The sequence below is a fragment of the Bradyrhizobium genosp. L genome, from assembly GCF_015624485.1.
In the GTDB taxonomy this organism is placed as follows: domain Bacteria; phylum Pseudomonadota; class Alphaproteobacteria; order Rhizobiales; family Xanthobacteraceae; genus Bradyrhizobium.
In genome coordinates this window covers 2,639,618-2,662,590 of record NZ_CP061378.1, presented here as the reverse complement: position 1 = coordinate 2,662,590, position 22,973 = coordinate 2,639,618, and the positions used below count along the sequence as shown (strand labels likewise).

General features: G+C 58.4%; 36 protein-coding genes. 3 read left to right on the top strand and 33 right to left on the bottom strand.

What is annotated here, in order from left to right:
• Positions 1–52 precede the first annotated feature (52 nt).
• From IC762_RS12315 to IC762_RS12160, 33 genes are all read right to left on the bottom strand, one after another.
• Positions 53–580, bottom strand: a complete 528-nt coding sequence (locus tag IC762_RS12315) for a hypothetical protein (RefSeq protein WP_195789073.1) — start codon at positions 578–580, stop codon at positions 53–55.
• A 13-nt stretch (positions 581–593) separates the two neighbouring features.
• A complete protein-coding gene (locus IC762_RS12310) occupies positions 594–1,580 on the bottom strand; it encodes a hypothetical protein (protein ID WP_195789072.1) in 987 nt (328 codons plus the stop codon).
• Between the two features lie 41 nt (positions 1,581–1,621).
• Positions 1,622–2,044, bottom strand: coding sequence for a hypothetical protein (locus IC762_RS12305; protein WP_195789071.1), 423 nt, complete (start codon positions 2,042–2,044; stop codon positions 1,622–1,624).
• Positions 2,045–2,050: 6 nt separating this feature from the next.
• The gene (locus tag IC762_RS12300) at positions 2,051–2,251 is read right to left on the bottom strand and encodes a hypothetical protein (protein ID WP_195789070.1); all 201 of its coding nucleotides are present in this window, start codon (positions 2,249–2,251) and stop codon (positions 2,051–2,053) included.
• Positions 2,248–2,514, bottom strand: coding sequence for a hypothetical protein (locus tag IC762_RS12295; RefSeq protein ID WP_195789069.1), 267 nt, complete (start codon positions 2,512–2,514; stop codon positions 2,248–2,250). Before IC762_RS12295 ends, IC762_RS12300 begins: the two co-directional genes overlap by 4 nt.
• Complete coding sequence (locus tag IC762_RS12290; protein ID WP_195789068.1) at positions 2,514–2,708, bottom strand: hypothetical protein; 195 nt, start codon at positions 2,706–2,708, stop codon at positions 2,514–2,516. Before IC762_RS12290 ends, IC762_RS12295 begins: the two co-directional genes overlap by 1 nt.
• Positions 2,708–2,851 carry a hypothetical protein gene (locus tag IC762_RS12285; protein WP_195789067.1) on the bottom strand — a complete coding sequence of 48 codons (144 nt, stop codon included), beginning with the start codon at positions 2,849–2,851 and terminating at the stop codon, positions 2,708–2,710. Before IC762_RS12285 ends, IC762_RS12290 begins: the two co-directional genes overlap by 1 nt.
• The gene (locus IC762_RS12280) at positions 2,848–3,054 is read right to left on the bottom strand and encodes a hypothetical protein (protein ID WP_195789066.1); all 207 of its coding nucleotides are present in this window, start codon (positions 3,052–3,054) and stop codon (positions 2,848–2,850) included. Before IC762_RS12280 ends, IC762_RS12285 begins: the two co-directional genes overlap by 4 nt.
• On the bottom strand, positions 3,054–5,642 hold the full coding sequence (locus IC762_RS12275; RefSeq protein WP_195789065.1) for a hypothetical protein: 2,589 nt from the start codon (positions 5,640–5,642) through the stop codon (positions 3,054–3,056). Before IC762_RS12275 ends, IC762_RS12280 begins: the two co-directional genes overlap by 1 nt.
• Positions 5,643–5,768: 126 nt before the next feature.
• The gene (locus IC762_RS12270) at positions 5,769–6,092 is read right to left on the bottom strand and encodes a hypothetical protein (RefSeq protein ID WP_195789064.1); all 324 of its coding nucleotides are present in this window, start codon (positions 6,090–6,092) and stop codon (positions 5,769–5,771) included.
• A gap of 307 nt (positions 6,093–6,399) precedes the next feature.
• Complete coding sequence (gene terL / locus IC762_RS12265; RefSeq protein ID WP_246801647.1) at positions 6,400–9,084, bottom strand: phage terminase large subunit; 2,685 nt, start codon at positions 9,082–9,084, stop codon at positions 6,400–6,402.
• Positions 8,966–9,394 (bottom strand): DUF5681 domain-containing protein, encoded by a 429-nt coding sequence (locus IC762_RS35230; protein ID WP_246801521.1) that lies wholly within the window; start codon positions 9,392–9,394, stop codon positions 8,966–8,968. The genes terL and IC762_RS35230 overlap by 119 nt, the downstream gene beginning before the upstream one ends.
• Before the next feature lie 216 nt (positions 9,395–9,610).
• Positions 9,611–9,832, bottom strand: coding sequence for a hypothetical protein (locus IC762_RS12260; RefSeq protein ID WP_195789062.1), 222 nt, complete (start codon positions 9,830–9,832; stop codon positions 9,611–9,613).
• On the bottom strand, positions 9,829–10,047 hold the full coding sequence (locus tag IC762_RS12255) for a hypothetical protein (protein WP_195789061.1): 219 nt from the start codon (positions 10,045–10,047) through the stop codon (positions 9,829–9,831). Before IC762_RS12255 ends, IC762_RS12260 begins: the two co-directional genes overlap by 4 nt.
• Positions 10,048–10,132: 85 nt before the next feature.
• Positions 10,133–10,834, bottom strand: coding sequence for a hypothetical protein (locus IC762_RS12250; protein WP_195789060.1), 702 nt, complete (start codon positions 10,832–10,834; stop codon positions 10,133–10,135).
• Entirely contained in the window at positions 10,831–11,022 is a 192-nt protein-coding gene (locus IC762_RS12245; RefSeq protein WP_195789059.1) for a hypothetical protein, read from the bottom strand. Before IC762_RS12245 ends, IC762_RS12250 begins: the two co-directional genes overlap by 4 nt.
• Positions 11,019–11,249, bottom strand: coding sequence for a hypothetical protein (locus IC762_RS12240; RefSeq protein ID WP_195789058.1), 231 nt, complete (start codon positions 11,247–11,249; stop codon positions 11,019–11,021). The genes IC762_RS12245 and IC762_RS12240 overlap by 4 nt, the downstream gene beginning before the upstream one ends.
• Positions 11,250–11,547: 298 nt before the next feature.
• Positions 11,548–12,180, bottom strand: a complete 633-nt coding sequence (locus IC762_RS12235) for a hypothetical protein (protein ID WP_195789057.1) — start codon at positions 12,178–12,180, stop codon at positions 11,548–11,550.
• Complete coding sequence (locus IC762_RS12230) at positions 12,177–12,329, bottom strand: hypothetical protein (RefSeq protein WP_195789056.1); 153 nt, start codon at positions 12,327–12,329, stop codon at positions 12,177–12,179. The genes IC762_RS12235 and IC762_RS12230 overlap by 4 nt, the downstream gene beginning before the upstream one ends.
• A gap of 461 nt (positions 12,330–12,790) precedes the next feature.
• Positions 12,791–13,435: a hypothetical protein gene (locus IC762_RS12225; RefSeq protein ID WP_195789055.1), complete on the bottom strand. Its 645-nt coding sequence runs from the start codon at positions 13,433–13,435 to the stop codon at positions 12,791–12,793.
• Positions 13,432–13,701 (bottom strand): hypothetical protein, encoded by a 270-nt coding sequence (locus IC762_RS12220; protein WP_195789054.1) that lies wholly within the window; start codon positions 13,699–13,701, stop codon positions 13,432–13,434. The genes IC762_RS12225 and IC762_RS12220 overlap by 4 nt, the downstream gene beginning before the upstream one ends.
• 13 nt (positions 13,702–13,714) lie before the next feature.
• A complete protein-coding gene (locus IC762_RS12215; RefSeq protein WP_195789053.1) occupies positions 13,715–14,644 on the bottom strand; it encodes a toprim domain-containing protein in 930 nt (309 codons plus the stop codon).
• Complete coding sequence (locus IC762_RS12210; RefSeq protein ID WP_195789052.1) at positions 14,634–16,148, bottom strand: DEAD/DEAH box helicase; 1,515 nt, start codon at positions 16,146–16,148, stop codon at positions 14,634–14,636. The genes IC762_RS12215 and IC762_RS12210 overlap by 11 nt, the downstream gene beginning before the upstream one ends.
• The gene (locus IC762_RS12205) at positions 16,145–16,609 is read right to left on the bottom strand and encodes a YdaU family protein (RefSeq protein WP_195789051.1); all 465 of its coding nucleotides are present in this window, start codon (positions 16,607–16,609) and stop codon (positions 16,145–16,147) included. The genes IC762_RS12210 and IC762_RS12205 overlap by 4 nt, the downstream gene beginning before the upstream one ends.
• A gap of 11 nt (positions 16,610–16,620) precedes the next feature.
• Positions 16,621–17,031: a RusA family crossover junction endodeoxyribonuclease gene (locus IC762_RS12200; protein ID WP_195789050.1), complete on the bottom strand. Its 411-nt coding sequence runs from the start codon at positions 17,029–17,031 to the stop codon at positions 16,621–16,623.
• Positions 17,028–17,534: a dATP/dGTP diphosphohydrolase domain-containing protein gene (locus tag IC762_RS12195; RefSeq protein WP_195789049.1), complete on the bottom strand. Its 507-nt coding sequence runs from the start codon at positions 17,532–17,534 to the stop codon at positions 17,028–17,030. Before IC762_RS12195 ends, IC762_RS12200 begins: the two co-directional genes overlap by 4 nt.
• On the bottom strand, positions 17,527–17,898 hold the full coding sequence (locus tag IC762_RS12190; RefSeq protein WP_195789048.1) for a DUF4406 domain-containing protein: 372 nt from the start codon (positions 17,896–17,898) through the stop codon (positions 17,527–17,529). The genes IC762_RS12195 and IC762_RS12190 overlap by 8 nt, the downstream gene beginning before the upstream one ends.
• Positions 17,899–18,233: 335 nt before the next feature.
• Entirely contained in the window at positions 18,234–18,470 is a 237-nt protein-coding gene (locus IC762_RS12185; RefSeq protein WP_195789047.1) for a helix-turn-helix domain-containing protein, read from the bottom strand.
• The gene (locus IC762_RS12180; RefSeq protein WP_195789046.1) at positions 18,467–18,862 is read right to left on the bottom strand and encodes a helix-turn-helix domain-containing protein; all 396 of its coding nucleotides are present in this window, start codon (positions 18,860–18,862) and stop codon (positions 18,467–18,469) included. Before IC762_RS12180 ends, IC762_RS12185 begins: the two co-directional genes overlap by 4 nt.
• Positions 18,859–19,122 carry a hypothetical protein gene (locus IC762_RS12175; protein WP_195789045.1) on the bottom strand — a complete coding sequence of 88 codons (264 nt, stop codon included), beginning with the start codon at positions 19,120–19,122 and terminating at the stop codon, positions 18,859–18,861. Before IC762_RS12175 ends, IC762_RS12180 begins: the two co-directional genes overlap by 4 nt.
• A 340-nt stretch (positions 19,123–19,462) precedes the next feature.
• Positions 19,463–20,029 (bottom strand): GcrA family cell cycle regulator, encoded by a 567-nt coding sequence (locus IC762_RS12170; RefSeq protein ID WP_195789044.1) that lies wholly within the window; start codon positions 20,027–20,029, stop codon positions 19,463–19,465.
• A 3-nt stretch (positions 20,030–20,032) separates the two neighbouring features.
• On the bottom strand, positions 20,033–20,251 hold the full coding sequence (locus IC762_RS12165; RefSeq protein ID WP_195789043.1) for a hypothetical protein: 219 nt from the start codon (positions 20,249–20,251) through the stop codon (positions 20,033–20,035).
• A gap of 195 nt (positions 20,252–20,446) precedes the next feature.
• Positions 20,447–20,656 (bottom strand): hypothetical protein, encoded by a 210-nt coding sequence (locus IC762_RS12160; RefSeq protein WP_195789042.1) that lies wholly within the window; start codon positions 20,654–20,656, stop codon positions 20,447–20,449.
• A gap of 187 nt (positions 20,657–20,843) precedes the next feature.
• Between IC762_RS12160 and IC762_RS12155 the strand changes: the two genes are divergently transcribed.
• From IC762_RS12155 to IC762_RS12145, 3 genes are all read left to right on the top strand, one after another.
• Positions 20,844–21,146 (top strand): hypothetical protein, encoded by a 303-nt coding sequence (locus tag IC762_RS12155; protein WP_195789041.1) that lies wholly within the window; start codon positions 20,844–20,846, stop codon positions 21,144–21,146.
• 231 nt (positions 21,147–21,377) lie between these two features.
• The gene (locus IC762_RS12150; RefSeq protein ID WP_195789040.1) at positions 21,378–21,635 is read left to right on the top strand and encodes a hypothetical protein; all 258 of its coding nucleotides are present in this window, start codon (positions 21,378–21,380) and stop codon (positions 21,633–21,635) included.
• A gap of 313 nt (positions 21,636–21,948) precedes the next feature.
• Positions 21,949–22,356 carry a helix-turn-helix domain-containing protein gene (locus IC762_RS12145; protein WP_210338435.1) on the top strand — a complete coding sequence of 136 codons (408 nt, stop codon included), beginning with the start codon at positions 21,949–21,951 and terminating at the stop codon, positions 22,354–22,356.
• Positions 22,357–22,973: the final 617 nt, after the last annotated feature.

Genomic DNA, 22,973 nt, shown 5'->3' with positions numbered 1-22,973 from the left:
ATCTCAGCGTTTGTTAGGCTGAAATTGTAGGTCCCTGAACTCGCCAACTCAGTTACTCAGTCGGAATCTCGCTGGGACGTTCAACGCTGCGCTTGAACACATTCTTCGATACTGCGGTCGGGTGATCGGACTCGAAGCCGGCCGACAGACCAGGAATGCCGAGACCGCCCTTGATCATGTTCTCCTGAGCGCGGAGAGCAGCATTGCGAGCAGCGGCCTCTTCAGCGCGGGATTCCTCGGTGAGTTCATACGGACGCTCCATGAGGACCATGCCGCCGTAGATGATCTCGCCCTTCTCTCCCCTCTTCATGTACATGCCGTCGAGGAGACCGCCGAACATATCTTGGGTAACGGCCTGCCAGCCGTTGATCTCGAAGTCCTGGCGCATGGCGGGTTCGCTCTTGCCAAGGACTTCGTAAGTGACCCACTGGAGATCAGAGCTATACTCGTCCTTGATGCGCTTGACGATGTCTTGCGGGAGATCGAGGATCGAACGCTGAGAGGCGTTCTTGCGGAGACGGGAACGGCCGTGGGCCGGAGCGGCTTTCTGGGCGGCCTGGCGGATGGGTGTGCGTGCCATGAAATGATGCTCCTTATCGATACTTGTCCGGATCAGCTTTACGGGCGGCATCGAAGTTCACCTTCTGTCGCGCGTAGTCGATCTCACTAATTCCCATGCTCTTGCAGATATCCCGCTCTTCGGGGGTGAGCATGACCTTGCCGTTCGACACGCGGCCGTCAGTCCCGCGATCATTCCTTGACGGAGGAGCCTGCACGTTCAATTCCCTTTCCTCGTCTTGCGCGGGGGCAGCTTTCAGCCCAGTGGCGCGCTCGATGTGATCGAAGTAATCCTGACTGCCGCGAACGAGTCCCTTGCCCATTGCCCCGGAATAGGCAAACTCGAGTTTCTTGTTGAACTCCGGATCGTCGAAGGATGTCTTGTTCTTGATCATCCATTCGCGCTCGGCGTGGAGCAGTCCAGGGTTGGATCTGACGTGCTCCTCGAAGGTACGAGGTTGCTGGAGGACTTGTTCCTGCTGAGCGGGCCTGAACTCTTTCTCGCGCTCGGCGGCTTCAGCGGCGCCGGATTCAAGGCTGAGGATTTGAGCAGAAGCCCGGCCAATGCGGCTCTGCGCCTCGCCCATGGCCTTGTAGTCGCCAGCCTCGCCCGCCCGCACAAGCTCGGCCTTGGCTGAGGCCAGTTCGTTCTGGGCCGCTGACAGGCCGCCGGAGATGATATCTCCCTCCAGCGAGGCGCTGCGCTTGCGGGCTTCGTCAGCCTCCTTGGCACGCTGATCGGCGAGGCGCCTGTTTTCGGCCGCCTCTCGCTCAGCCTTTGCTGCGCGTTCATCAGCGCGCTTCTGGGCGGATTGGGCTGCCTCTAGCTGCTCACGAAGGACTTTGGAGCCGTCGTCGTCCTGCGGCTCGGATTTCTTGGGCTTCTTGTTGGCCTCAACCTTGCCGTCTTCCTCGTCCTTACCGTCGTCAATCTCGACGCCGGCAGGCAATTCGATCAGAACCGGCTTGTCCAGCGGGACGCTGCCGATTTCCTCGTCTGTCTTTAGTGCGCGAAGCGCCATTCAGTGCTCTCCAAATGAGAAACCCCGCCGAAGCGGGGCTGTTACTTACCGTCGTGAGTCACAATTTCCGGATCGTCGATCACCATGTCGATCAGGACGTCCTCAATGAACCGACAATCCACGCCGTTGATCTGAACTCGTCGCGCATCACCAGGCCGGAACACCACCCAATCGCCGTCCTCAACGTTCTGGCCGTGGAAGAAGGTGTTGGATTCGGGCTCGTCCTGGAACGCGGTCGCGCCTTTCTTCAGGACGAGGCCAACACAAGCCTGAAAAACATCCTCCTTAAGCGATCCGGTTGTCCGGATAATGCCGCCCTTCGTCTTCTCCGGTGCGATGTAGATGCCGACCAGTACCCGATTGGACATCAGCGAGACCTTGCTGAGATCGCCAACCTTCATCTTCAGTGCTAGCTTGGGATTGGCGGCCTTCGACAGTTCTTCAAGTACGGCTACTCTTGCCATTGCCTCTCACTCTTCCTGAATTTCTTGCCACGTCTCTTCGAGCAGTTGCTTTGCGTCAGCAATTGCCTTGCGATAACCGGCGCTGCGTTGGTATTGACCCCAGTCCGTAAGCATGCCGCCAGACATGATATCGACCGCGCGTCGGTCCTCGGCGTCGAGCTTGTCTTTGGTGCGCTTGACGAGTTCGGAGTCGAGGATGGCGCTCACTCGTTATCCACTTCATTGCAATCCTTCACCATATCGAACTGAAGGATTGATAATGCGCCGACAACGCCGCGCGTAATTCGTCCCACTCTATGGTAGCAAGTAAGATCGCCCGGGTGCAGCGTGACATAGGCAACGCCGGTGATTTCGCCAGCACTAGCTTTTGCCACTAGCTCCTGCAGGTCCTTCACAAGGACGGCATTGACAGAACCAGCCGGCGGCTCTGGTTCAAGGCCCGCCCTGATGGGGACTACAGTGGCGACCATCAGTCACCTTTCCGAGCGTTCTTGCCGTACCTCTCTATTTTCTCCAATCGACCCTCGCCGCTGCCGGCGCCAGCGTCCATCTTGGGATACGCCTTCACGCGCCCTCCGTTCGCGAAGCCCTTCTTATTCGAGAGCTGCTGCTGCATTTCTGCGGTGCGGCGCATCGCTTCTCCCACGTGCTTGACGTGCTTCATCACTTCGGTCCTTGCTTGGGTGGATAGTACGCGTCGGGCTTCTTCATGGTCTTTTCGAGCGGCACACTGCCGCGCGGCTCGCCCTTCATCTCGGTTTGTTCGGGTCGAACACTGGGGTCGACCTTCTGTGGTTTGTCGCTCATTGCTTGTCCTTCTGCCGATCAAAGAGGGCCCTGCGATTGTCGAAGCTGGTCCCGCTCATGTCGCCAGACACGGCTTTGCGAGCGTCATTCGCGAAGTCCTTTGCACCGGCTTTGAAGCCCTCCCACATATCACTGACGACTGACCCGCCATTTTCATAGCTACCGCGTTTGACGCACTTATGTTCGGATTTGTAGTAACTCATCACTGATCCTTCTTAGGCTGCTGCTTCGCCAGTTCCTTGCTGCGCTCGTGCGCGATGTCCGCGGTCTCTTTCGACCGCTCGTGCGCTAGATCGCCCTGCTCGATCGAGTGCTGGTGCGACTGCTGGGCCTGCTCCAATGCATCCATGTGACCGTGAGCGGCGGATGCATGATCCGAGATCAGCTTGATGTTCGCCCCGCGCTGCGCTTCGTCCATCTTGTCGGAGTGGATGGCAATTGTGCTGGCTAGACGCAGCCGCTCGGTGTTCTCCGAAAGCTGGGCGAGTTGCAGCTTGTTCTGTCGCTCCGCCGCATCGTTCTGCATTTCCATCTGCTTGACTTGCAGATCGGTCTGATTGTCCTGCGCCTTGGTTTGCGCATCCATCTGGGCCTGCTGGCCCTTCTGTTGCAGCTCGGCGATCTTATGCGGATCGATCTGAGGCTGTTGCGGCTGGCCGATCGTCGGGGACAGCGTATCCTCGACGCCAGACAGCCCCATTTCGTCCGCGTACTTCAAAATGGCCTTCTTTTGATCGAAGGCCTGCGGAGCGGCGGCGACCATTTGCTTGTATGCTTCCGCTTTCGCAAGACGGTGCATACGAGTCGGATTGCTAGGATCGCTGACAGGCACCATATCGTAATCGTTAAGAGCCTTGACGAACTCAGCCTTTTCCCACGCCTTTGCTGGGCGCTTGTTGAAGCGCCAGAACGCCTCTGGATCGTCACGGAAGCGTTCCTTGAGCAAGCCGAACTCTCGCGCCTGCGACTGGTGCAGACGCTTGTTGACCGCGCCAATGGGTTTGGAGGCCTGTTCGATGATCGCGAGCGTGGTGCCAACTGGCGCGTCAGCCTTCATTTCCGCAGTCGGCTGATTGGCCGTGCCGCCGAGACGCTGGCCCAGTTCCTCGACGTGCGTTACGAATGCCGTGAATGCCGCATCAGGTGACTTGTACGGCAGCGGCATGACGGCCTGCCGGATATCGGTGACACTGGCGTCCAACCCAACCCCCGAACCGGGCGCGACACGGAATTGATTGGTCAGCTGCCGTCCCGCTCCCTTGAGATACAGGAACCCAGGAAAGTTGGCGAACATGCCGGCGTCAATGAACTCGCGCCACAGAGCCGTGAGAGCCTTCGTTGTATTGCCAAGGAGATGAAGAAGGCCAATACAATAGAAGCCAAAAGCCCGCATGTAAGGATAGTCGACGAAATACTGGATCGCCAGACATTCCTTGTCGTCCTCACGCCAGTTTCTCCGCAGCTCAAGAACCTTCTGCGATTCCTTCTCGATCACCACCTTGTACGGCAGTGGAAGGCCCTTGCCCCTGAACTGCTTTGGCGCGAACTCGTCCAGATCCAATTCGCAGTAGCACTCGAAGACTTCATAGTCCAAATCCCTCGGATCGGACGAGGGTTGAACGCCGGCAATCCCTGCCTTGGCCTGATCGACCTGGTTCGATTGATCGGATTGGATCGTCGGAGTGCCGAGCGGCACATCCCGGTATGCGCCAACAATCTGCATGCGACGCATGGTCGAGCGCGGCATCTTGATCCGATGCGTAATCCGGCCAGCGTCCGCGAGATCGCTCACGTCCTTCGATACGATGAAGTCCTCGATATTGACCGAGCGCGATAGCGGCATGCGCTTCAGGGGGCAGTTGTAGACCTTCTTGACGCCAAGACCGCCGAACCCGACCTTGAACAGCATCTGGTCGGTGTCAGGCACCCAGCCAGCGTCTGTCGTCGTCAGATAGTGGTTGAAGTCCTTCTCCAGCGCCTCAGCCAGTTCGTCGCGCTCTTCCTCCTCGTCTGGAATGACGGGCGGCGGTGGCATCATGCCCGGCTGTGGAGGCGGCAGCATCCCGGGACCGGAGGGAGGCACGGAACCAGTCCCGGGAGCGCCAGCGCCGGGCGGCAGTGGGGACGGCTGACCCGGCGAAGGTGGAGTAGGAGCCGCCGCCTGCGGTGATGCCCCATTCGCTCCCGGTGGAGCTACGGGCGCAGGCGGCGGAGAGAACGGCGACAACGGAGGACCGCCGTTATGGCCCATCATGGGCTTGGGTTCTGGTATCTCTGGGCGATCGTCACGGACCTTGACCGGGCCGGCAGCAGGCAGTAGCTCGCCCATGGCGCTGGCCTGGAACAGTTGGCACGCCTCGAGCAACAGCGGATGCCGAACTGTCGACATGCCTTCCAGAGGGGCCGAACTCGACGCTGACGAGCCGTTGCTGGACTCGATCACCAGACCGAGCAGCTTCATGCCCTCCGCGATCATTTCCAGGTGCTCTTGCCGCGAGTCGTCGTCGCGCTTGATGCCCTCAATGATCTCGGTTGAGATGCGGTTTAGCTCGGCGTCGTCGATCTCCAGCGCAAGGTTGGCACTGAACTTGTCAGACTTGGGCTTGCTGCCCTGCCCGCCGTTTAGATCAACCTCGACGGCGCCGCCCGGAAGCTCGGTGAGCTTGGCGCCGTCTTGGAATGAGACGTCATCGCCGGGATTGGACAGATCGACTTCGATGGGGTCTAGGCGCGGGTCTTCGTCTTCCGGTTTGCGTAGGGGCAAGACGGAAGCAGCGAAGGGTGAGGCCAACTAGCTAATGCCCAGATCGAAATGGATTGAGTAGAGAAAGAACGACAATGCAAACGGCCACGATGCCGATAATTCCACCGACGACTGCAATCGCAGAGAGCAAATCGCCGATAGTGATTGTGTGATTCACTGCACCACCTGCGGATTGGTCCGCTTACGGGGCTTGCCGGCGGGCCATCCGCCCTTGCGCTTCGGTGGCGCCGATCCGTTTGCCTGCACCTCCACAGGTGCCTCAGCCATATCCCGAGCCGCTTCCTGCGGTACAGCCTGCGGAGTGGATGCCGCCCATGCCGATGCGATCAGCTTGGCCCTGTCCAGGTGCTCGTGCATTGCCTTCAGTGTTGCGGGAGTAAGAGCTGCGTTCTGGTTCACGAACTCGTTGACGCGCGCAATGCTGCTGGCGAAGAGAACGCGCCATTCGGATTGATCGATGGAGAGAGTGTTGCTCATGCGTTTTGCCTCAAAGCACGAATAACATACGACGTCGCGAACAGCATGAACGATATCCCGATGCTGTAGAGGAGAAAGTCAGATGCGGTCATGCTTCGGCCCCATGTTTGCTGAATCTTCCGACCAGATCGATGCTGCCCTCACGCAACCCGCCAATCAAACGGCGGTGTTTAAGCAGTTCTGCATTTGCCTCGCGGAGAGCGTCACGAAGTGTGTAGTTCTCCCGCCTCACGGCCTCGTGGTTGGATCTCCACATCAGCGGCCAGTTCCGTAACAACCCTGACATTTCAATCCCCGTTCGTTGGCTTCACACATCATACAGCGCCCTCGCCTGCGGCTTGTGCTCCATTGCCTCTCGAAGCTCCGCAGCGATCTCGAAGTTGTGGGCTATCAGGCCGTTGCGACGAAGCCAGGATAGGGCTTGCGTTGCGCTGTCCACCAAGTCGTCATGCTCGCCCTTAGGGAACACTTCCGCCTCGTCGATTACCTTGTCGGCCCAAGTCGTGTCTGGCGCATAGACCAAACCAGCGGCAAATGCTGGCTCGACGGAATGAGTCCTCGCTACCTTGTCGCCGAGAGGCTTGATCAACTCAACCGACCAGCCATCTTCGCGATGAAGCCGTTGCATCTCTTGCGCGACAGTGATGCCGGATGCCTTGGCCTCGATCAGCAGCTTGTCTACCCGAAACCGCCGGCAAGAGTACGCGATCCATTCGACAATGCCCCACGCATCCATACGCATGCAGCGGAGATCATATTCGCGCTTGCTCTCGTTCGGCTGCTTGGGCGGCAACTGCCCGTGTAATTCCTTGTGCTTGGCCCAAGCCCACATCAACAATGCCTTGGGCTGATCGGCCTTGTCTCGGAACACGCCCCAGATCGTAAAGCCAGTCGGGTCGTTTTCCTCTTTCTCGGTGTACGCCGTGTCTGCTGACGCCACGACGAACTCAAACTCCGGATATCGCGGCTCGCCGTCCTCGCCGACCTGTACGCCGTGCTCCCGAGCAGCCTCTGCGTCCCAGGTCATCCAGTGGTCGCGCTGGATGATTGCGCCCTTTCTGGACCGCGGCGTTTGTTGGTATTGCCCAGCCCAGAGATACGGCTTGCGCTTGAAGACCTGGAGTTCGTCCTCGCCGAATCGTTCCGGCCACGCGAGCTCGTCCTCTTCAGTGCGAGGGTCCGACCATCCTATCTTGGTCTCGCAATGACGGAGCGGATCATACTCGATCGGAATGCACAGATGCTCATACTCTGGCATTTCCCTGATGATCGCGCCGCTGACGTCCGCTTCATGGACGCGCTGCATGATCACGATGATGGCGTCTTTCTTCAGGTCGTTCAGGCGGCTCTGGATCGATTCCTGAAACCAGTTGACCGTGCCAGTCCGGATAACCTCCGACTCCTGCTCCTTGACGTTGTGCGGATCGTCAACCAATACCCGATTGCCGCGCTCGCCGGTGCCGACGCCGCCGACCGAGGATGCCAGCTTCCAGCCGGTCTTATCGTTCGATACCAGCTCCTCACCGACCTTAAGGAGCGTGAATCTATCCGCGTAAAGCTCCTGGTACTTCTGCGACTGGAGTAGCGCCAGAAACCGCCTGTTGTCCCGCAGCGTCAGCGTTGACGCGTAAGAGAACGCGACATACCGCAGATGCGGCCTATCGATTGGGCCCCACTCCCATGCCGGCCAGAAGACGTTCGTCACCAGGCTGTTGTGAGTGGTTACAAAACGTGTCCCGGCTAAATAGAGGGAGCCCTCCACCTGAAGGCAGCTAACCAACCGCTCCCCAACTTCTCTTATGGACTTTACGTAACGGCCGCTGGCCCTCTTGGAGACCGCTGCTTGGACCCGTGATTGCTTCCGGTCCAATCGGAATATCCGCATACCCACCGGCGCAGTAAAGCTGACTTGCCAGTATGGACCGAACTTCTGACCTGCAATGGTCGACCAGCTTTCCTTGGCGTTCGCCTTGATGCCCAAGGACGACAACAGAGAGACCAACTCGTTGGCCAAGTGAGCCAACTTTGTTGTGAACATGCAGCTCCCGCGGACCTTGTCCACCGTACCGTCGGTATCCATAAGTCCCTGCAACAGAGCCGTGCGCTGCTCCACCGAGGATTCGAGATAGTCCGGCGGAATATGCTTGTTACCCAACAAGCCCGCAACTCGAAGTTTGGTTTGGAATCCATCGATGCCGATCCGATGGAAATCCTGGCGCCCGTTAGTCCCCGAAGTTGTGGATGTAATGCGCCCTAGTTTCTCGAAATGCTCCCGATCTTGCTCGGCCGTATAAATTACCCCGCTGTTCGTCGCTCCATCACCTAGCCACGCGCCCAACAAATAGGGGTCAATCAGAAAGCGGCGCGGCGGGAATTGGATAGGGCGGCACACCTCAATGCGATCCGGCCGCTGAGTTCCCCTGCCCCTTGTCGACGGAATCAACTCTGTTGTGGTGACTACCGTCTTATGGCGAATTCGCGTGCTGCCAGGTCCCCCATACGGAAAATCGCGCTCAACCTCCCATAAGTGACCGGCACCAGCTACGATCTTTGATTCGTCGTCAAACGCGACTTCGTAGGCGGCCTCCAACCTTTGGTCGGTAACCGCCTCAACGCGCTTAGGAGACCCATCTGGGCCGAAAACAAAGTCTCCCGGCAGGATATCGCCGTGCCTCTTCCATCCCCACGTCGTCAGAACAGGAGTATCGACGTCCAGCGCCTTCATGAAGCCGGGCGGAACGTTCTCAAGCAGTCTCGGCGGGTTCAATTCCCCGAATGTAATCGCCTCAAGATGCTGACAGATCGCTTCTAGCGGCCATCCATCCACGAACTGCGTCTGCGGCTCAAGCACATCCCAGAAATACCGGATGAACCTAATGAGTCCGCCGCGCCGTCCCTGCTCCTTCTTCGCCTTCCTCTTTGCGACCTCTGCGGCCAGCCGCCTTTCCACCGTTGGAAGCAGTAAGGGATCGAACGGCAGCGAGGAGTTCAACAAGCTCATTATCGCTCATGTCGTCCAAGGTCGCGTCCTTGACGTGCAGTTCCTTCGGAAGGATCGACGCAATGACCTTGAGGTATTGATCTGGCTTCTCGGAGCGCACGGTTTCGATGACCGTCTTGCCATGCGTTTGGAAATCCTCGTGCATGGCTTCAATGAAGGCCTCGCCAAGTTTGTTGCGGCTGCCTTTCGGCCGGCCAAGAGGATTGCCGGATTGGCCGGGCTTGAACTGGGTATTGCCCTGTTTGCTTCCTGTAGCTTCAGGAGGATCGCTCTGGGGCTTACGTTTGACCGGCATCGCCATCGCCCCGAATCCACCAACCACTTTCCGCGTCCCACACGACCGGCGTCATCTGCACGATGCGCTTAGTGCCGCGCTGATAGATCACCCTAGGTGCGAAGTTGGCGAACCTGGCGCGATTATCTGCCTGCCTGTCTTCGTGCTCGCCTCGTTCTTCTGGTGTCGGAGCGCGCGACTTCCAACCGTCTTGATCCCTGTAACGAATGGACATCTCCGCCATCAGACGGAAGGTCTCTGCTCAGCCACAACAAGTGCATCGAACGCCGGGCCGAACTGTGTGAGATGTAGGCGCTCTTGAATTGCTTTGGACGTGATACAGAATGCCTGCGTCGGCCCGTACACCATCAGGTTCCATGTCTTATAGTCAGGCTCGATCTTGTAACCCTCCGGCATGTCGCGCTGCTGAAGGCATTCAGCCTTGGCCTTCTCTAGATTGTTCACGCCGGTCCTCCGTTGTGCCCCAAGTCCGGATTGAGTGACGCCTCGAGTTCCTGTAGCTCGGCCTCTTCCGCCGCCATTGCGGATTCATGCTGGGCGAGCACGGCGTCTGCCTTTGCGCTCAGTGCTTCTCGACGGGTAGCGATGGCCGCAACCTTGGCCTCTCGCGCCTTACGATCGGCGGCTACTTTGGCAGCCAAGCTGGATACTGTCGTCATTTTGTTCCCCGGAAGAGGTGGCGGCGCCAGATCCACTATTGAACGATCGAGATGGGACTGCAGCTCTGCCGATTTGGCCAGTTCTCTAAGCCGCATGTTCACTGGACGGCCTATTGTAAAGCTGATCGTAGCGGCCGGCGTACTGATATAAGCCCAAATGAACTAGGGTGTGATTGATCACAGCCCACACCTTGCCCCCGGACTTGCGATGCCGGCAACAAAAGCTGAAGTCCTCGCTCAGTCGCCGATTGCCATCCCTGACCAGATCGAATGCCCTGATCATTCTTGTTGCGCCATGGGCCTTGACCATGTCGGCGGCAACGCCGATCGGGTCGTCCTCAATCTCAACATTGCCCGACGCGATCATGTTCTCTATGCAATCGCGGCGGATTAGTGTAACGCCGCAGCCGATGCCTTCCAGCTCGAGCAAATTTCCTTCTGGTTCAGCCGGCGGGTTGAGAGCACTTCCCACCCAGGAAATCGGAACGCGTTTCTTGGGATAAATACAGCCCACCAACGGCTTATCCGCGTCCAGCATATCGAGCACCAATGCTGGCTCGAATTGCATGTCGGCATCGACCATCAGCATATGCGTGGCGTCGAGGCAGTCGTGGAAGACAGTCGTTAGAACGTTGCGGAGATCGGCGATATCGGGAAATGAGATCGCGCTAAAGCCAATTGAGATGTCGCGCCGGGCCAATTGCTCCACGAGCGCGACAAGGCTCGCCGTGGTTTGGGAATTGCACTGCTGACCGAATGCCGGAAGTGCAATAAAGAGTTTCGTCACGCCTTCAGCACCCAACCGTCAACATACGGATTGAAGACGTAGACCGCAGGATCGGGCTCTCTCCCACCGATTTGCTCATGCTCATGGCGAGTGATAACCGGCTTGCGACTGGGATTGCTGATATCAATACGCTTGTAGGGCGACACGTGAGCAATAGGCTTGGCCTCGGGATCGAACCACTTGCTCACGCCGGGTCCTTATCGCTGGCGTGATAGAAATCCGGCCAGACGCTGGGCAATTCGCAAGGCGCGGTATCATAGATATTCGGGTCGCCCTGTCCGCTGAGCGCGGGCGCATTCGGCTCAGCATTGGCCGGGACACCAACAATCCGTGCGAGAACGGCATCGTTGTAAGTCCTCCGAGGATTCGAGCGCGGCACGAATTGAATAATCTCGGCGCCCCTCATCTCTCCCATGGCCGGCTTCCCTTCTCAGGAATGAGCGCAATCACCACCAATGCCGCAATTGCAATTCCGATCAGCAATTGGGCTTGGGCTATGTGCTCTTGCATTTGTATCGGGCGGACTCGCGGTCGAAGGCTCTGTGCACGTAATCGGCACTTGAGGTGTGATGCAGCCCTGCGGTGGCTGAGCCGCCCGATTGGTTGCCCCATTGCCGCGTCCGGACTGAGCACGGGCTCAGCGGGGCAAAAATTTGCCCGCCGAAGCGAATGCTTGGCGGGCGCGATTGTGGATGCTGAGTACCGGAATACACTTATCCCGGGGGTTTGTCAAGTTCTGCGCCTCCGGCGAGCTGGGCGCGCTTGCGTGCCAAGCGCTCGTGCTCGATCTCGGACGCTGTGCGGATTGTCAGGACTTCTTCGACCGGCCCTTGGCCTTCTCCCGACTGCGCAGGCTGGAGGGCGGCGCGCTGGAGTGCATCAAATTTCAGGAGTGCGCGTTCGGCGGGCCGGCCTGACTTGATCGGCATGAGAGTGACGCCACAAATACGGATGTATGTGTCGTCATCATCTTCGACCTTGAAGACGGTGATCTTCTTCAGCGCCTCCCTCAGTGGCTGCTCGGCCGGGCGGGGATGGGCGGCGGCATTGATTGCGTCAAGCAAATCAGCGCGATCTTGGATCGTGACGTTGCGTCGAAAGCGGACGATCACGTCACGGCTGTCATTGATCGAGCCCGAAAAGCCAATCACATCTAGCTTTTGGCGCTCCCCCTCCGGCTCTCTGGGCCGCTCACCGAGGGACCGGGTCAGGCGCTCTTTGCAGCCCGAGCAATAGTCGGACCCGACGCCATCAGCCTCAAGTCGCCACGTCGGTTGACCGCCGCAGTGTGCGGTTGCGCACTGCCCCAGTCGCTTGTCGCCCCTGAGTTCAAACCACATCGTCATTGCTCCTCCAACACCACATCGAGCCACGTCTCATCCTCGTATCGGCCCTTGATTTCATCGACCTGTTCAGTCGTCAGACCGCGGAAGTGCGCCACCACGTCGCCCTGGTTGTTCCAGATGTAGACGCGGTAAAGCGGGGTGTCGGTCATGGGGTGGGCTCCGAATGTTGGGTCAGGCGGTCTAACCACGGGCTAAATATCCATCGCCAGTCGGTGATAAAGCCGCCATGCCAAGCGTGCGCAATTCGCCGCGCCAGCATCAAGGCATGCGATGGGTTGTCCTCGCTCATCTCGCGCTTCCCGCAGCGCGCCAACCCTCTTGATCCGCCAAGCGAGCACCATCGTTCCGCGCTCGCGCATCGGTCGGTTCATCTTCCACTTCAATGGCCGTCATTCTGCCCTCCACGGATAATATCCCGTCTCGATGCCGACGAGGGCACCAATCAAGTTGCAGATCGCAACAAAGATGTTCACCGCTGATATCTTTAGGAAGAAAACAGAAGATGCCCAAGCGGCCTGCCGTTGCAACAACCAAGAATAATCCAAACCGCCGCAACGATCGCGCACTCAAACAGAAAGAACTGCTTGGAAGACGGTTTCCTCATATCGCCCTAACTCCTAAACACGCGATCTCGCGTTGCATGCACGACGCCGCCCCGCTTCGGCACCAAGCTCGCATCGGTCGACGTCGCCCTCTCCTCCACATGCGAGCGCATGCGAGAGCCAGTGCCGTGCCGCTCCGGAAACCACCAGTCCGCCATTTGACCGAGTCCCTCCCGAAGACGCCGGCCGCAATCCTCTTCCTGCTGCCGGCTCGGCGAAGTACGCAGCAAGTTCTCTCCCGCCTCCCGCAACGTCATTCCGAGAACGCAAATGCGGTAGACGATCGCGAAGTCCTGGGGATACAGGCAACGGCGCACCTGGCTCACAACCTCGCTAGCAATGAGATAGGCGGGCGCTGGTGGGCTTCCCGGCAATCCCCCTCCTCTTGCGCGCTCGAAGTCCATGGCGCCTCCTGAGGCTCCGTGAAGCCTCTCGTAGGACAATCGGTAGTGATCCCCTGCCAGGTAGGCGCGCTCGGAAATCTGCTTCCGCTTGAACATGGTCGAGAGCGGGTCCATGATTTTCTGAACGCGCTCGACGGCTCCGGGTACGGTTGGGCTGGCGACGGTCACGTCTTCCATTTTCGGACGTGCAGTCGGAGGAGGAGCAGCCCGGCGGGGCTTGGTCGCGGTCATTTCAATTGATCCGATCATTGATCGCGTCTTCCAAGTGGATCGCGCCATTCATTCCCAATGTGAAAGATAATCCCGTCAGTAAACGCCGCACCGCAGATTGCGCATCCGGGAATTGGGATTGTGCCACGCACCACCTTTTCTTGTCGCCAATTCCCGATCTCACCATCAACATCCTGAATTTCGCCCACGTAAACCGTTTCGACAAAATCGCAAATCGGATGGCCCGCCTCGCAAGTGACGGTCTCGCCTTTTCTCGCATATGGAGTTCGGACAACAACAGTCATTCGATCGATCCGATCATTGGCAGTCAGCCGAGGCATTGCCGGCCCTCCGATATTGTGATGCTCGCAGCTCGTCATTCCAGTCATGGCCGATAGTCTCGGGTATGCGCACGTCTACGGCAGGGGCGTTCTTTTGTCGGATTAACTTCCTTGCCAACATATAGGCCGCCGATTGACCGACGTAATTCGAGTCATTGTCGCCGAACACGATCACCTGACGGACTTCCTGAGGTGCGATCCATTTTTGAAGAAGCACCTCATTCAATGCAGCCCAGCACGGAAAGCCCGTAAGGGCCGTTGCGGAAAGAGCCGTCTCAATGCCCTCGGCAATGCCGAGAACGTCTCCATGGCCCGCTAATCGAACCGCAGCCCCCTCCGCGATCGTGCCCGGCATCATCAACCGGCAATTATCCATGGGTGCCTTGCGCCCGTCCTCCGTGAGGAATGTGGTGTGGACCATGGCCGCACGACCGTCCGGAGCCTGCATGAGCGCCACCATCGCAGGACGATCCGGCGCTGAACGAAGAATTGACGGAGCAGAATCCACTCCAGTCCGGCGACGCAGGTATTTATGGACTGGACTCCCCTCGACAACCGGCCCGCACTCGCCCCACCTCTTGCGCATAGCGGCGCGCAGCTCCTCTTGCGTGGATACCCGACGCGGTGCCTCGAGCGTGGCCTTCCCGACCACGGATTCGACATGCTCGGCTGCCTCTCGGAATCCCCAGCCCTTCACCAGCTTCAACAGCTCGAACCCGTCTCCAGCACCACACTCGTTGCAGAAGAACGTTCCCTTCCCGTCCTTGTTGTCCCACCGATAGCGATCCTTGCCGCCACACCGAGGGCACGGCCCGTGCTTGTTGCGCAGATAGTTCGATTCCACGCCGAGGGCGCACAGAATGCCATACCAGCGCCCGTGCGCGCGTTGCTGAATGTCACTGTGCATCGGCCACCATCAGCGAGGCGCGACGCTTGCTCTTTGCGAACGCGATATTGCGCGAGCGGATCCATGAAGACACGACGGGCGACACTTCAGCGGCGGGCGGAATGCGGTCGAACGAACGTGGCGGGAATTCCTTGTACCGCTCCTTGAACTTGATTGCAGCCCAGCCTGGTTTAAACCCCTTCGTTTGAGCATACGCCTTCATTTCAGCGAAAAACTTCTGGCGCTCTACCTCGCTCCAGGCTCCACGCTTCTGCTTCGGTGCACTCTGCCCGGGCGCGATCTCAATCAGCTCGCCCTCGTTCTCGATCGGGCCGCTAGCGAGTCGCTTCGGCTCCGTTCCGCAGTTAGGACAGATACGAGCCGCTTTGAGGCAACCGCACTGCTTGCATTCCTTCGGCAACGGTTTCTTGGCTTGTGTAGCGTCCAGCTTCTTGCTTTCGCTTGAGCCGTCGTCGAGCCGGTCGCGGTGAATGTCCGTCACAAACCCAAGCCGTTGCGTCGTGTCGGAATGATCGAGTATCAGGGCGTAGTCCTTGCCCGGGGCGGTTCGAAGAGCCCGCCCAATGATTTGGACGAACAGCATCGCGCTACGGGTCGGCCGAGCCAGGATCAGACAGCGGACGTCCCAGTCAACGCCAATCGTCAGCGTCTGAATATTCACGACAACCGGGTATTCTCCGTTATGAAACTTCCGCTTGATATCGGTGCGCTCATCCGACGTCGTCTGCGCGTCCTGGTAGCCACATGCTACGCCCGCATGCTCAAACCGCTCCTGGATTGAACGCGCGTGGGCCTTGTCGACGGCGAAGCAAAGCGTCTTTGCTTGGCCCCATTTTTCCTTCCATGTTTTGATGATATCCGCAGTCAGTTCGCCGTCCTGCATGGCGTCGCTGAGCTGGCCTTCGTGATAGTCTCCAGCAACTGTTTTCACCCCCGACAAATCCGGGTGTCCGGTTGCGAAAACACGGAACGGCGATAGATAGCCCTGCGCGATCAAATCCGATGTCGTGGCGGCGATCAGCAGGCTATCGAAATACTTGCCGAGCCCTCTCGCCCAAGGCGTGGCACTGAGCCCAATGATCGGAACGTTCCTCCACTCCGGATGTTCGATCCAGCGCTTGTGCGCCTCGTGCAATCGGTGGGCCTCATCGAAGATGACAGCGCTGGCCTGCGGGAACACGCCACGAGACTGGATCGTCTGGATTGAACAAACCTGAATCGGCTTCGACCAATCCTCCATGGCGTGTTGAGCTTGGATAACTCCCACGTCGCGGATGCCTTCGGCCCAGAAGGATTCCACGGTTTGATCGACGAGCGAGATCGCAGGCACCACAAACGCCATGCGATTGCCCCTCGACAGCGCCGAGTCGACCATTGCTGCGGCCAGCTTCGTTTTGCCGGCGCCCGTGGCAGCCTGCACCATCAGCCGGCGAACACCGCCCCTGAGGCTGTCACGGATCGCAGCCATGGCTTCGAGTTGGTACGGGCGAAGTTCGCTGATCACTGAACCCTCCCTCTCTCAGTTGAGAGAGTCTTTCCAACCTGGATGGGTTCTTCCTTTGTGAAGTGTGTAGTGTGTAGTGTGTCATCATTAGATGGGCCGTTTGATCTATCATTTGATGCATCAATTGATGGATCATTTGATCCCTGTTTGTTCCTTTCATGAAGGCGTTTTTGTTCGCGCTCCAGCACTGCGTTCTTGCGCTTCTCGGAGATATCGGCGGCGTGCCGAATCTCCTCGTCAATGCGCTTGTGTTTCCATCCGTCATAGAAGAACGCTTGAAGGGTCGATTTCAATTTCCTCCACTCCCGATCCGTAAGACGAGCAATCCTAGCGAGCTGGCGATCATCGCTGGGAAGGCCGTCGTTCTGCCAATAATCCATGATTAGATGCAGGTAAGCGCCACTCTCCAACGCACCGAGATGCGTTGTCTTCTTCAAATAGTCGGCGATGTAGAGCGGCATCCAAGGGCGCTTCACGCAGAGATCTCCACAACCTCAATTCGCAGCGCCGGCCGCGCGCTATACGTCTTGATCACTCGGCCATCCACGATCTGCTTGTCGTCCCGGAAGACGATCTCATTGAGCCCATCCAGCACCTTCATAAGATTGTCAGCATCTGGACGTCCTGTGGGCCGCACAGAGCCTTCGAGAGCCGCCGTCTGCTTCTTCCTGCTCCAGGACGTCGGCACCGGGAATAACGCACGGACGGTCACCGCTAGTGGTCCTTCGATCGGATTGGCACCGTGCATCGCATCCTGTGCGGCAAGACGCAGATTGGTCTCGTAGTTGCGGGTTTTCTCCGGCGTATAGGCGTGTCCCGTCTTCCGCATGAAGCGGGGGCGACCTTTGCCTTGGGGGATGCCGGCGAGTTCGATGACGATCATGACGCAGGCTTTATCCAAGAGTTATCCAACTCGGTGTATGGTCTGACCGGGTCTGGATACTTGTTGAACAACGCCTCCGACCGCGCATTGAGGTCTCCGATCCAAGCTTTGCTCTTCGGCGGTCGGTCGTCGGTAAACTTGTCCTGCATCATCGCGTCGCGAAGCACCACGAGCGAAGCGATGGCCTTGGCAATATGCGAGAGACCAGAGTCCAGGTCGACATCCTCTCCTTCCCACCAGGACATGAGGTGGCGCAGCGTCGCGTCGTAGTAAACAGAGCCGCGAACACCAATGCTGCGATAGTTGTGGCGCCCGTACTTGCATGCGCCTTCCTGCATCGCGCATCCAAGCTCCATAAGAACCGGGCTCGGAACGGTCGATAGAGGCGCCTTCTTGATGCCGAAGGCGTCCTTTGGATTCGAAGCCCTCCGCTGCTCGCGGAGGCACACGACAAGCTCGCGCCGCTCTTCCTGCGTCATGTCTCGCACGGGCTTCTCAGACATCGAAGCCGCTCCGTAGGTAGATGATTGTGTGTCCAAGCGCGAATGCCAAAGAGTGTTCGGCACGAGCCCCTTTGGAATTCTCCCAACCCGGCAGCATGGCAATGGCGTCCGCCTCACGGCAGATATACGCAGTGTCATCCGCTAGGGCTTCACGAAGGGAGAAGCCGTGAACTGCGACCGCTTCGGCTGGATCCCCAGCATGGTTGTCGGCCGAGATATCGACACCGTCGTGACGCTCAATGTCCCGCTCTGCTGGATTGAACACCTCGTGTCCGTCATTGCGCAGGAGCGCAGCTGCTGCGTTGAATGCAGGAAAGTTGAAGTGCGGAATACCTGTCATTGGGCCGGCAAGATAGATTTTCACCTTTATCTCCTACGAAACGGACTGACGCAGTATGGGGCAACGCCGCGCTAAGGACGGCATCACTTTGTGATGACGGCACAAATCTCACACTAAGACAGGTCCGCGCTCGATAGCCCACGCCCAGCGTGGATCGTCAGCGTCGACACGAACTCCGTCCTTCTTGTGGATGCCCATGACGTTTGCCATGTTGGAGGTATACTTAGGCTTCACTCCTATTTGCCTTTCCATAGCAGCAACCGCCTTGTTGTCACCGGCCAGCCAAAGAGCGAGCAGTTCCTTGCGTTGCTCTCTACTCGCTTTGAAGCCCGACCTCGTTGGTGAACGCCGATGACACGTCATGTTGAAGCCTTGGGCCAAAGGGATAGTTCGTATCCAAGAACAGTTGCCCACCGAACGAGCGTCTTCCCGCTGGGAAATGTCTGTCCGGATTCGTACCGCTTGAAGGTGTTCAGATCGGCGCCGCAACGATTGGCGACGTCATTGAGCGGCAATTTCCATGCAAGCCGTATCTCTGTAAGACGTTGAATGATCGGCTCAATCTTCGCAGCCGTGATGTTCTGTTCGTGCTTCATGTCGCCTGCGACCTCGCACGCAACACGCTGCGAACAAATGCAACCGAGTCGGGTGTCATCTCGTATCCTAACTCTTTGCGACAGACGATCTTGATCCCAAGACGATCGACCTTACGCCTCAAATGGCAGATTTGTGCCTTGATCAGATTGTCGGCGTATTCAGCTTCGCTTCCCAATGCGATGTATATTTGGTCGGATGAGAGAAAGCCGTCTCGTGAGGCGGAAAAGGCCGCCAACAATCGATGCTGGGAAGGGTACAAATTCCAGGCGCCCGGGAAAGTTACTGGCGGCGCAATACGGCTCTTCAATTGCCGCAGCTCTTCTTCCAACTCCTCAATACGAACTCGTTGATCCGCTATCGTTCGCTGGTCCGGGCTCACAAACACAGTCATCCCTGCGCCCTCCGAATAGCCCGAGCTTGTCCCGTCTTGCTTGGTTCGGTGTGATCCGGCGTGACGGTGCAAATGCGGTTGCCGTTGATCTCGAAACGAAGACCTTCAGCTCGCACACAGACGGCACCAAACGCCGCTGCGTTGGCGCAGACTGCCAGGATATGCTGGCGCACAACCTCTACGTTGAGGTCCATGGCGCGCTCCATGTAGCGGAGCACCGCGTGATCGGTGACGATGATCGGGTCTCTGCTGGGTGTCATGACCGCCGCTCCAGTGCGCTAAATCCGATTGGCGGATCACCCATGACGATGCCCGTGAGGGATCGGGGTGCCGCAGCTCGACGCGCGGCCTCTGCTATAACCTCGTCAGGTACGACAATCGGAGCGACGGCGGCAGTCGGCTGGCACTGCTTCATTGCAAGCCTGAGCGCGACCTTCTGTGCGTTCTTCCGTTCGCGCACGTCGGCGCGCGAGATATATTTGAGGTGGGCCCGAGCCGCCTGTTTTGTGCGACCGGTTATGCGCTGGAACTGAGCCGGCGGAAGGTGGTAGTTGGCCCGAGCCAGCTCAGTCTCGCTAGCCAGCCATTCGGTTGGGCGGCTCATGCAACCCTCCGAATGGCCGGCGGGACGAACACCAGCGCCGCATGGGCCAAGCAATAGGAGCCCTTGCGGATGGGATGTCCGCAAAAAACGATGTCCCTGCCGTCGCCGTAAGGATACCTGCAGTCTCCGGCCGCGAGTTCGAGAAGCGTGAGATTGCGCGGCTCGACCGGAGCACAACGCAACTCGCCGATCTCGGTCTGGACTGTTTGCAGTATGCGGAGATTGTTGTTGTGCGAACTGGCCGGGACCAGGCGGATGATCCGAGTACCCTTGGATGACGCCCGCTTCTCCCGCTTGTTCTTGGCGTCGACTGCGCGGCGCGCCAATAGCTTAGCGGCTTTCTCCTCCGGAGTGAGCCTCACGGCCGGCTTGCTAAAGCCGAGACGGCGCAGTTTGCCGATCACGGCGCTTCTGCTGATACCGATCGCTTCGGCTATCTCGATGCAAGACATCTTCGCACCGTGCAGCGCTAGCAATCGGTCGACGCGAGCCTGAGGCCACGGGTTGGCATCCGCGCGCGGCGGGTCTGAGTCGTGGATGTGCGTTTTTGCCGTATGCGTCATGGCTCAGCTCCTGCTCGTCTCGACAATGGCGTCCCAGATACGGGAATTGCGCTGCTCTTCGGTCTCGGGGACCGGGATAACGGGCGCTGAAGACGGAACGATCGAGCCAGAGCCGGTCACCACGATCGCCGGCACGGGCTGAGCCCACTGCCCGCCGTAAAGTTGCTCCTGAAGCAGACGCAATCGTTCGATCTGTTGTTCTGTAATCGGCTCAAAGATCATCGTCTCGCTCCTTTCGAATGGTTGAAATGGATTGACCCGTGTGGACGCTCTCGGCGACGTCCCCCCAAAGGACGGACCACCACAGACACCACCGCGAGAGCCGCAAAGCAGCTCGATATGCGAGGTCTTTGATCAAACCTGAGAATCCCTGCCGAATAGTCCGCAGATGCGCTGCGGTGCCGCTATTGTGATGCCTTAGACGTCCAACTCTCGTTCAAGTCGCTCAAGACGAAGCCGTGCCTCGTCCTGCGCCTTCCGCACACGTGAAATTTCGATTGTTCTGGCGAATTGCTTCCACCAACGAGGCTTGGCCTGACCGATGATTGCCTCGAGAACTTCCAGGCCAGCGTCACTGCGCAGAAGCGCAGCCAAGGCTTCGCCCGACATCTCGGTCTTGCGCGCCAACCAGTATTCGCATGCTCTAACTTGAGCACCCGTTCTGACGGATAATTCAGCGGCCGTCTTGCGCGGCCAAAGTCCTTGCACCACGCGCATAACTCGATCTGTTAGCCGCAACTCATTGCGGCCCCGACCGCAATCCATTGCGGTCCTCGAATTTGCGTCTGCCGCCCTCGCCTGCGATGGTGATGCCATGCTCAAGAACCCCGAGATTTACGAAATGCAGACCGCGACAAAACAAACCGCAACGCCGATATCCGACGCGCGACACAAAGCGACGGAGGACACGATTGACGTGATCCTGGCAGCGCTGATCGATTGCAAAGTGATTCCGCGCTCGGTCATGGCGTCTACTCTTGACCGACTTGCCGACGCGATGATCGCGAAGGCGAGAGAGGAGATGCAGAACGACGGAATGGCGTTTCCGGTGGAACTGTTCGACCGGGCGCGGGAACTGTCTCAGAATGCCGCAACGCTGCGAGCCTCGGGCCGATGACGAGAGTTACGGCCGCAGAGACCATCGTCCACATTGCAACGATCTTGAGCGCGAGGATCATTGCGCAATCTCCGCGAGTGCGGAGCTTGGCGCGCATTGATCGAGATCAATTTCCGAGAAGTTTAGCGTTGTCCCGTGTGAATACGGTGCAGCGCAAGTGTAAGATGACAGAGGCTTTTCTAAGCTGCATTGTCCCGATTCCGCGTAGAGCGGAGTTACGGGGGAAGTGCAATGCTGGAAGCTTTCGCTGCCGAATTTATTGGAATGCCGGAATATACCGTCAACATTATTCGGACGGAGGACGCTGGGAATGGAATTGTACGCATTTTCCATTGGGTGAAAAAAGGAGGATTGCTCGAGCCGCAGTTCACCGCGCTCGTCGCTGCCGCAGATTTGCTGACCATAACGCGCGACGTTCAACGAACGGCGACGGAGGTTCTCATAGATCTTTCGCGGGACACGCGATCCTATTGCGGCGCGGCAAACTGACTCCGTCATTCGGAGGCCTCGCCGCAGGAATCAATTATCTCGAAATCATCCGCAGTGACGGCACCGCCAGTGAAGCTGCGAATCTCAGCTATTGTCGCCCAGTCCGGCCGAACCTTCTTGCGTCTAATTCTGCTAACGGTTACGCGAGAACGATTGATCTTCCCGGCGACGGCCTCGTCATCGAGCTGGTTGGCCGACATGTAATCAGAGAGATGCATAACCGCAGTTGTACGCTAAACGTACAATGAGAGCAAGCAATTTTTGTACGTGTGGCGTCGTGTACAGTACTTTCCCGGATGTGCATGCTGCGTACATGCCCAAAGGAAAAGGCCAGCCAAAAAAGGTTACGCCCCGCTTCAAGAAGCTGAGGCGCACCTACTTTAGGGAGTGGCGAGATTACCGAGGCTTGACCCAGGAGCAGGCCGCAGAACGCGTTGCCGCATTCTTGATCGAGAATGGGCTCGCGAAGGGCTATACGCACGCCAGTATCCAACGGTTGGAAGCAGCGAAGATCGGCTACACGCAAGGCGTCCTTGAGGCTCTGGCACACGCCTACAACACCGATGTCGCGTCACTCTTGATGAGGGATCCGATGGTCTTGAAGGGATCTTCAGACGCGCGCGCTCTATGGTCAATCTGGGATCAGGCGGAGATGGCCGATCGAGAGAAGATTGTCGATATCGCTAAAACCGTCACCGGACTTACCGGCACGGACGGATAAGGTCATCCAGCGAAGATTTGAGCAATGAACATCACCCGCGGTGCATTTCGGCTCTGGGTTGTCATCGCTGTGATGTGGATGGCCGGAAGTCTACCGGCCGCTTGGCACTATTGGAACGTCCCTAGGCCCGTTACTGACCCCGCGATTCTAGCTCAATTGAATGACGGAAAGCCAAACGACTGGGTGACGCCCAAAACTGGCGTTGAACTCACGGACGAACAGGTGGGCTTAGGTGTACCCAAGCCAGCATTTAACCTCACAAAGCCCTTTGAGGTGATACCCGACACGGATCAAAGGTGGACTGCTTTAGCCATTACCCTCGGCCCTCCATCTGCCCTGCTCGCGTTGTGGCTGGCGCTGCTTTGGGTCTATCGTGGGTTTAGGCCGTCGCCACCAGGCATTCGTCACTAGGCACAGTTCTCCTTCCGCTATTCCCGGCAAGAGCCAAGCGATGGGGAGTTCGAGCTAGCGCGTACACCTGGGATGCCCGATATCGGAGGCCAACCGCCCGGCCTGCATGAGCCCATGCAGAGGTGCCGTTCATGTCCCAGATGTGGGCATACCGTCGAACCGGATTTGCCCGGGCCGGAAGCCCTCATTGAGGTGAAGAGCCCCGC

Bases quoted from the DNA above. Each gene is read 5' to 3' on its own strand.
- IC762_RS12315 (WP_195789073.1), bottom strand. From the start codon at position 580: ATGGCACGCACACCCATCCGCCAGGCCGCCCAGAAAGCCGCTCCGGCC.
- IC762_RS12310 (WP_195789072.1), bottom strand. From the start codon at position 1,580: ATGGCGCTTCGCGCACTAAAGACAGACGAGGAAATCGGCAGCGTCCCG.
- IC762_RS12305 (WP_195789071.1), bottom strand. From the start codon at position 2,044: ATGGCAAGAGTAGCCGTACTTGAAGAACTGTCGAAGGCCGCCAATCCC.
- IC762_RS12295 (WP_195789069.1), bottom strand. From the start codon at position 2,514: ATGGTCGCCACTGTAGTCCCCATCAGGGCGGGCCTTGAACCAGAGCCG.
- IC762_RS12290 (WP_195789068.1), bottom strand. From the start codon at position 2,708: ATGAAGCACGTCAAGCACGTGGGAGAAGCGATGCGCCGCACCGCAGAA.
- IC762_RS12285 (WP_195789067.1), bottom strand. From the start codon at position 2,851: ATGAGCGACAAACCACAGAAGGTCGACCCCAGTGTTCGACCCGAACAA.
- IC762_RS12280 (WP_195789066.1), bottom strand. From the start codon at position 3,054: ATGAGTTACTACAAATCCGAACATAAGTGCGTCAAACGCGGTAGCTAT.
- IC762_RS12270 (WP_195789064.1), bottom strand. From the start codon at position 6,092: ATGAGCAACACTCTCTCCATCGATCAATCCGAATGGCGCGTTCTCTTC.
- IC762_RS35230 (WP_246801521.1), bottom strand. From the start codon at position 9,394: ATGGCGATGCCGGTCAAACGTAAGCCCCAGAGCGATCCTCCTGAAGCT.
- IC762_RS12255 (WP_195789061.1), bottom strand. From the start codon at position 10,047: ATGACGACAGTATCCAGCTTGGCTGCCAAAGTAGCCGCCGATCGTAAG.
- IC762_RS12240 (WP_195789058.1), bottom strand. From the start codon at position 11,249: ATGGGAGAGATGAGGGGCGCCGAGATTATTCAATTCGTGCCGCGCTCG.
- IC762_RS12235 (WP_195789057.1), bottom strand. From the start codon at position 12,180: ATGACGATGTGGTTTGAACTCAGGGGCGACAAGCGACTGGGGCAGTGC.
- IC762_RS12230 (WP_195789056.1), bottom strand. From the start codon at position 12,329: ATGACCGACACCCCGCTTTACCGCGTCTACATCTGGAACAACCAGGGC.
- IC762_RS12225 (WP_195789055.1), bottom strand. From the start codon at position 13,435: ATGATCGGATCAATTGAAATGACCGCGACCAAGCCCCGCCGGGCTGCT.
- IC762_RS12220 (WP_195789054.1), bottom strand. From the start codon at position 13,701: ATGACTGTTGTTGTCCGAACTCCATATGCGAGAAAAGGCGAGACCGTC.
- IC762_RS12215 (WP_195789053.1), bottom strand. From the start codon at position 14,644: ATGCACAGTGACATTCAGCAACGCGCGCACGGGCGCTGGTATGGCATT.
- IC762_RS12205 (WP_195789051.1), bottom strand. From the start codon at position 16,609: ATGCCGCTCTACATCGCCGACTATTTGAAGAAGACAACGCATCTCGGT.
- IC762_RS12200 (WP_195789050.1), bottom strand. From the start codon at position 17,031: ATGATCGTCATCGAACTCGCCGGCATCCCCCAAGGCAAAGGTCGCCCC.
- IC762_RS12195 (WP_195789049.1), bottom strand. From the start codon at position 17,534: ATGTCTGAGAAGCCCGTGCGAGACATGACGCAGGAAGAGCGGCGCGAG.
- IC762_RS12185 (WP_195789047.1), bottom strand. From the start codon at position 18,470: ATGAAGCACGAACAGAACATCACGGCTGCGAAGATTGAGCCGATCATT.
- IC762_RS12180 (WP_195789046.1), bottom strand. From the start codon at position 18,862: ATGACTGTGTTTGTGAGCCCGGACCAGCGAACGATAGCGGATCAACGA.
- IC762_RS12175 (WP_195789045.1), bottom strand. From the start codon at position 19,122: ATGACACCCAGCAGAGACCCGATCATCGTCACCGATCACGCGGTGCTC.
- IC762_RS12170 (WP_195789044.1), bottom strand. From the start codon at position 20,029: ATGACGCATACGGCAAAAACGCACATCCACGACTCAGACCCGCCGCGC.
- IC762_RS12165 (WP_195789043.1), bottom strand. From the start codon at position 20,251: ATGATCTTTGAGCCGATTACAGAACAACAGATCGAACGATTGCGTCTG.
- IC762_RS12155 (WP_195789041.1), top strand. From the start codon at position 20,844: ATGCTCAAGAACCCCGAGATTTACGAAATGCAGACCGCGACAAAACAA.
- IC762_RS12150 (WP_195789040.1), top strand. From the start codon at position 21,378: ATGCTGGAAGCTTTCGCTGCCGAATTTATTGGAATGCCGGAATATACC.
- IC762_RS12145 (WP_210338435.1), top strand. From the start codon at position 21,949: ATGCCCAAAGGAAAAGGCCAGCCAAAAAAGGTTACGCCCCGCTTCAAG.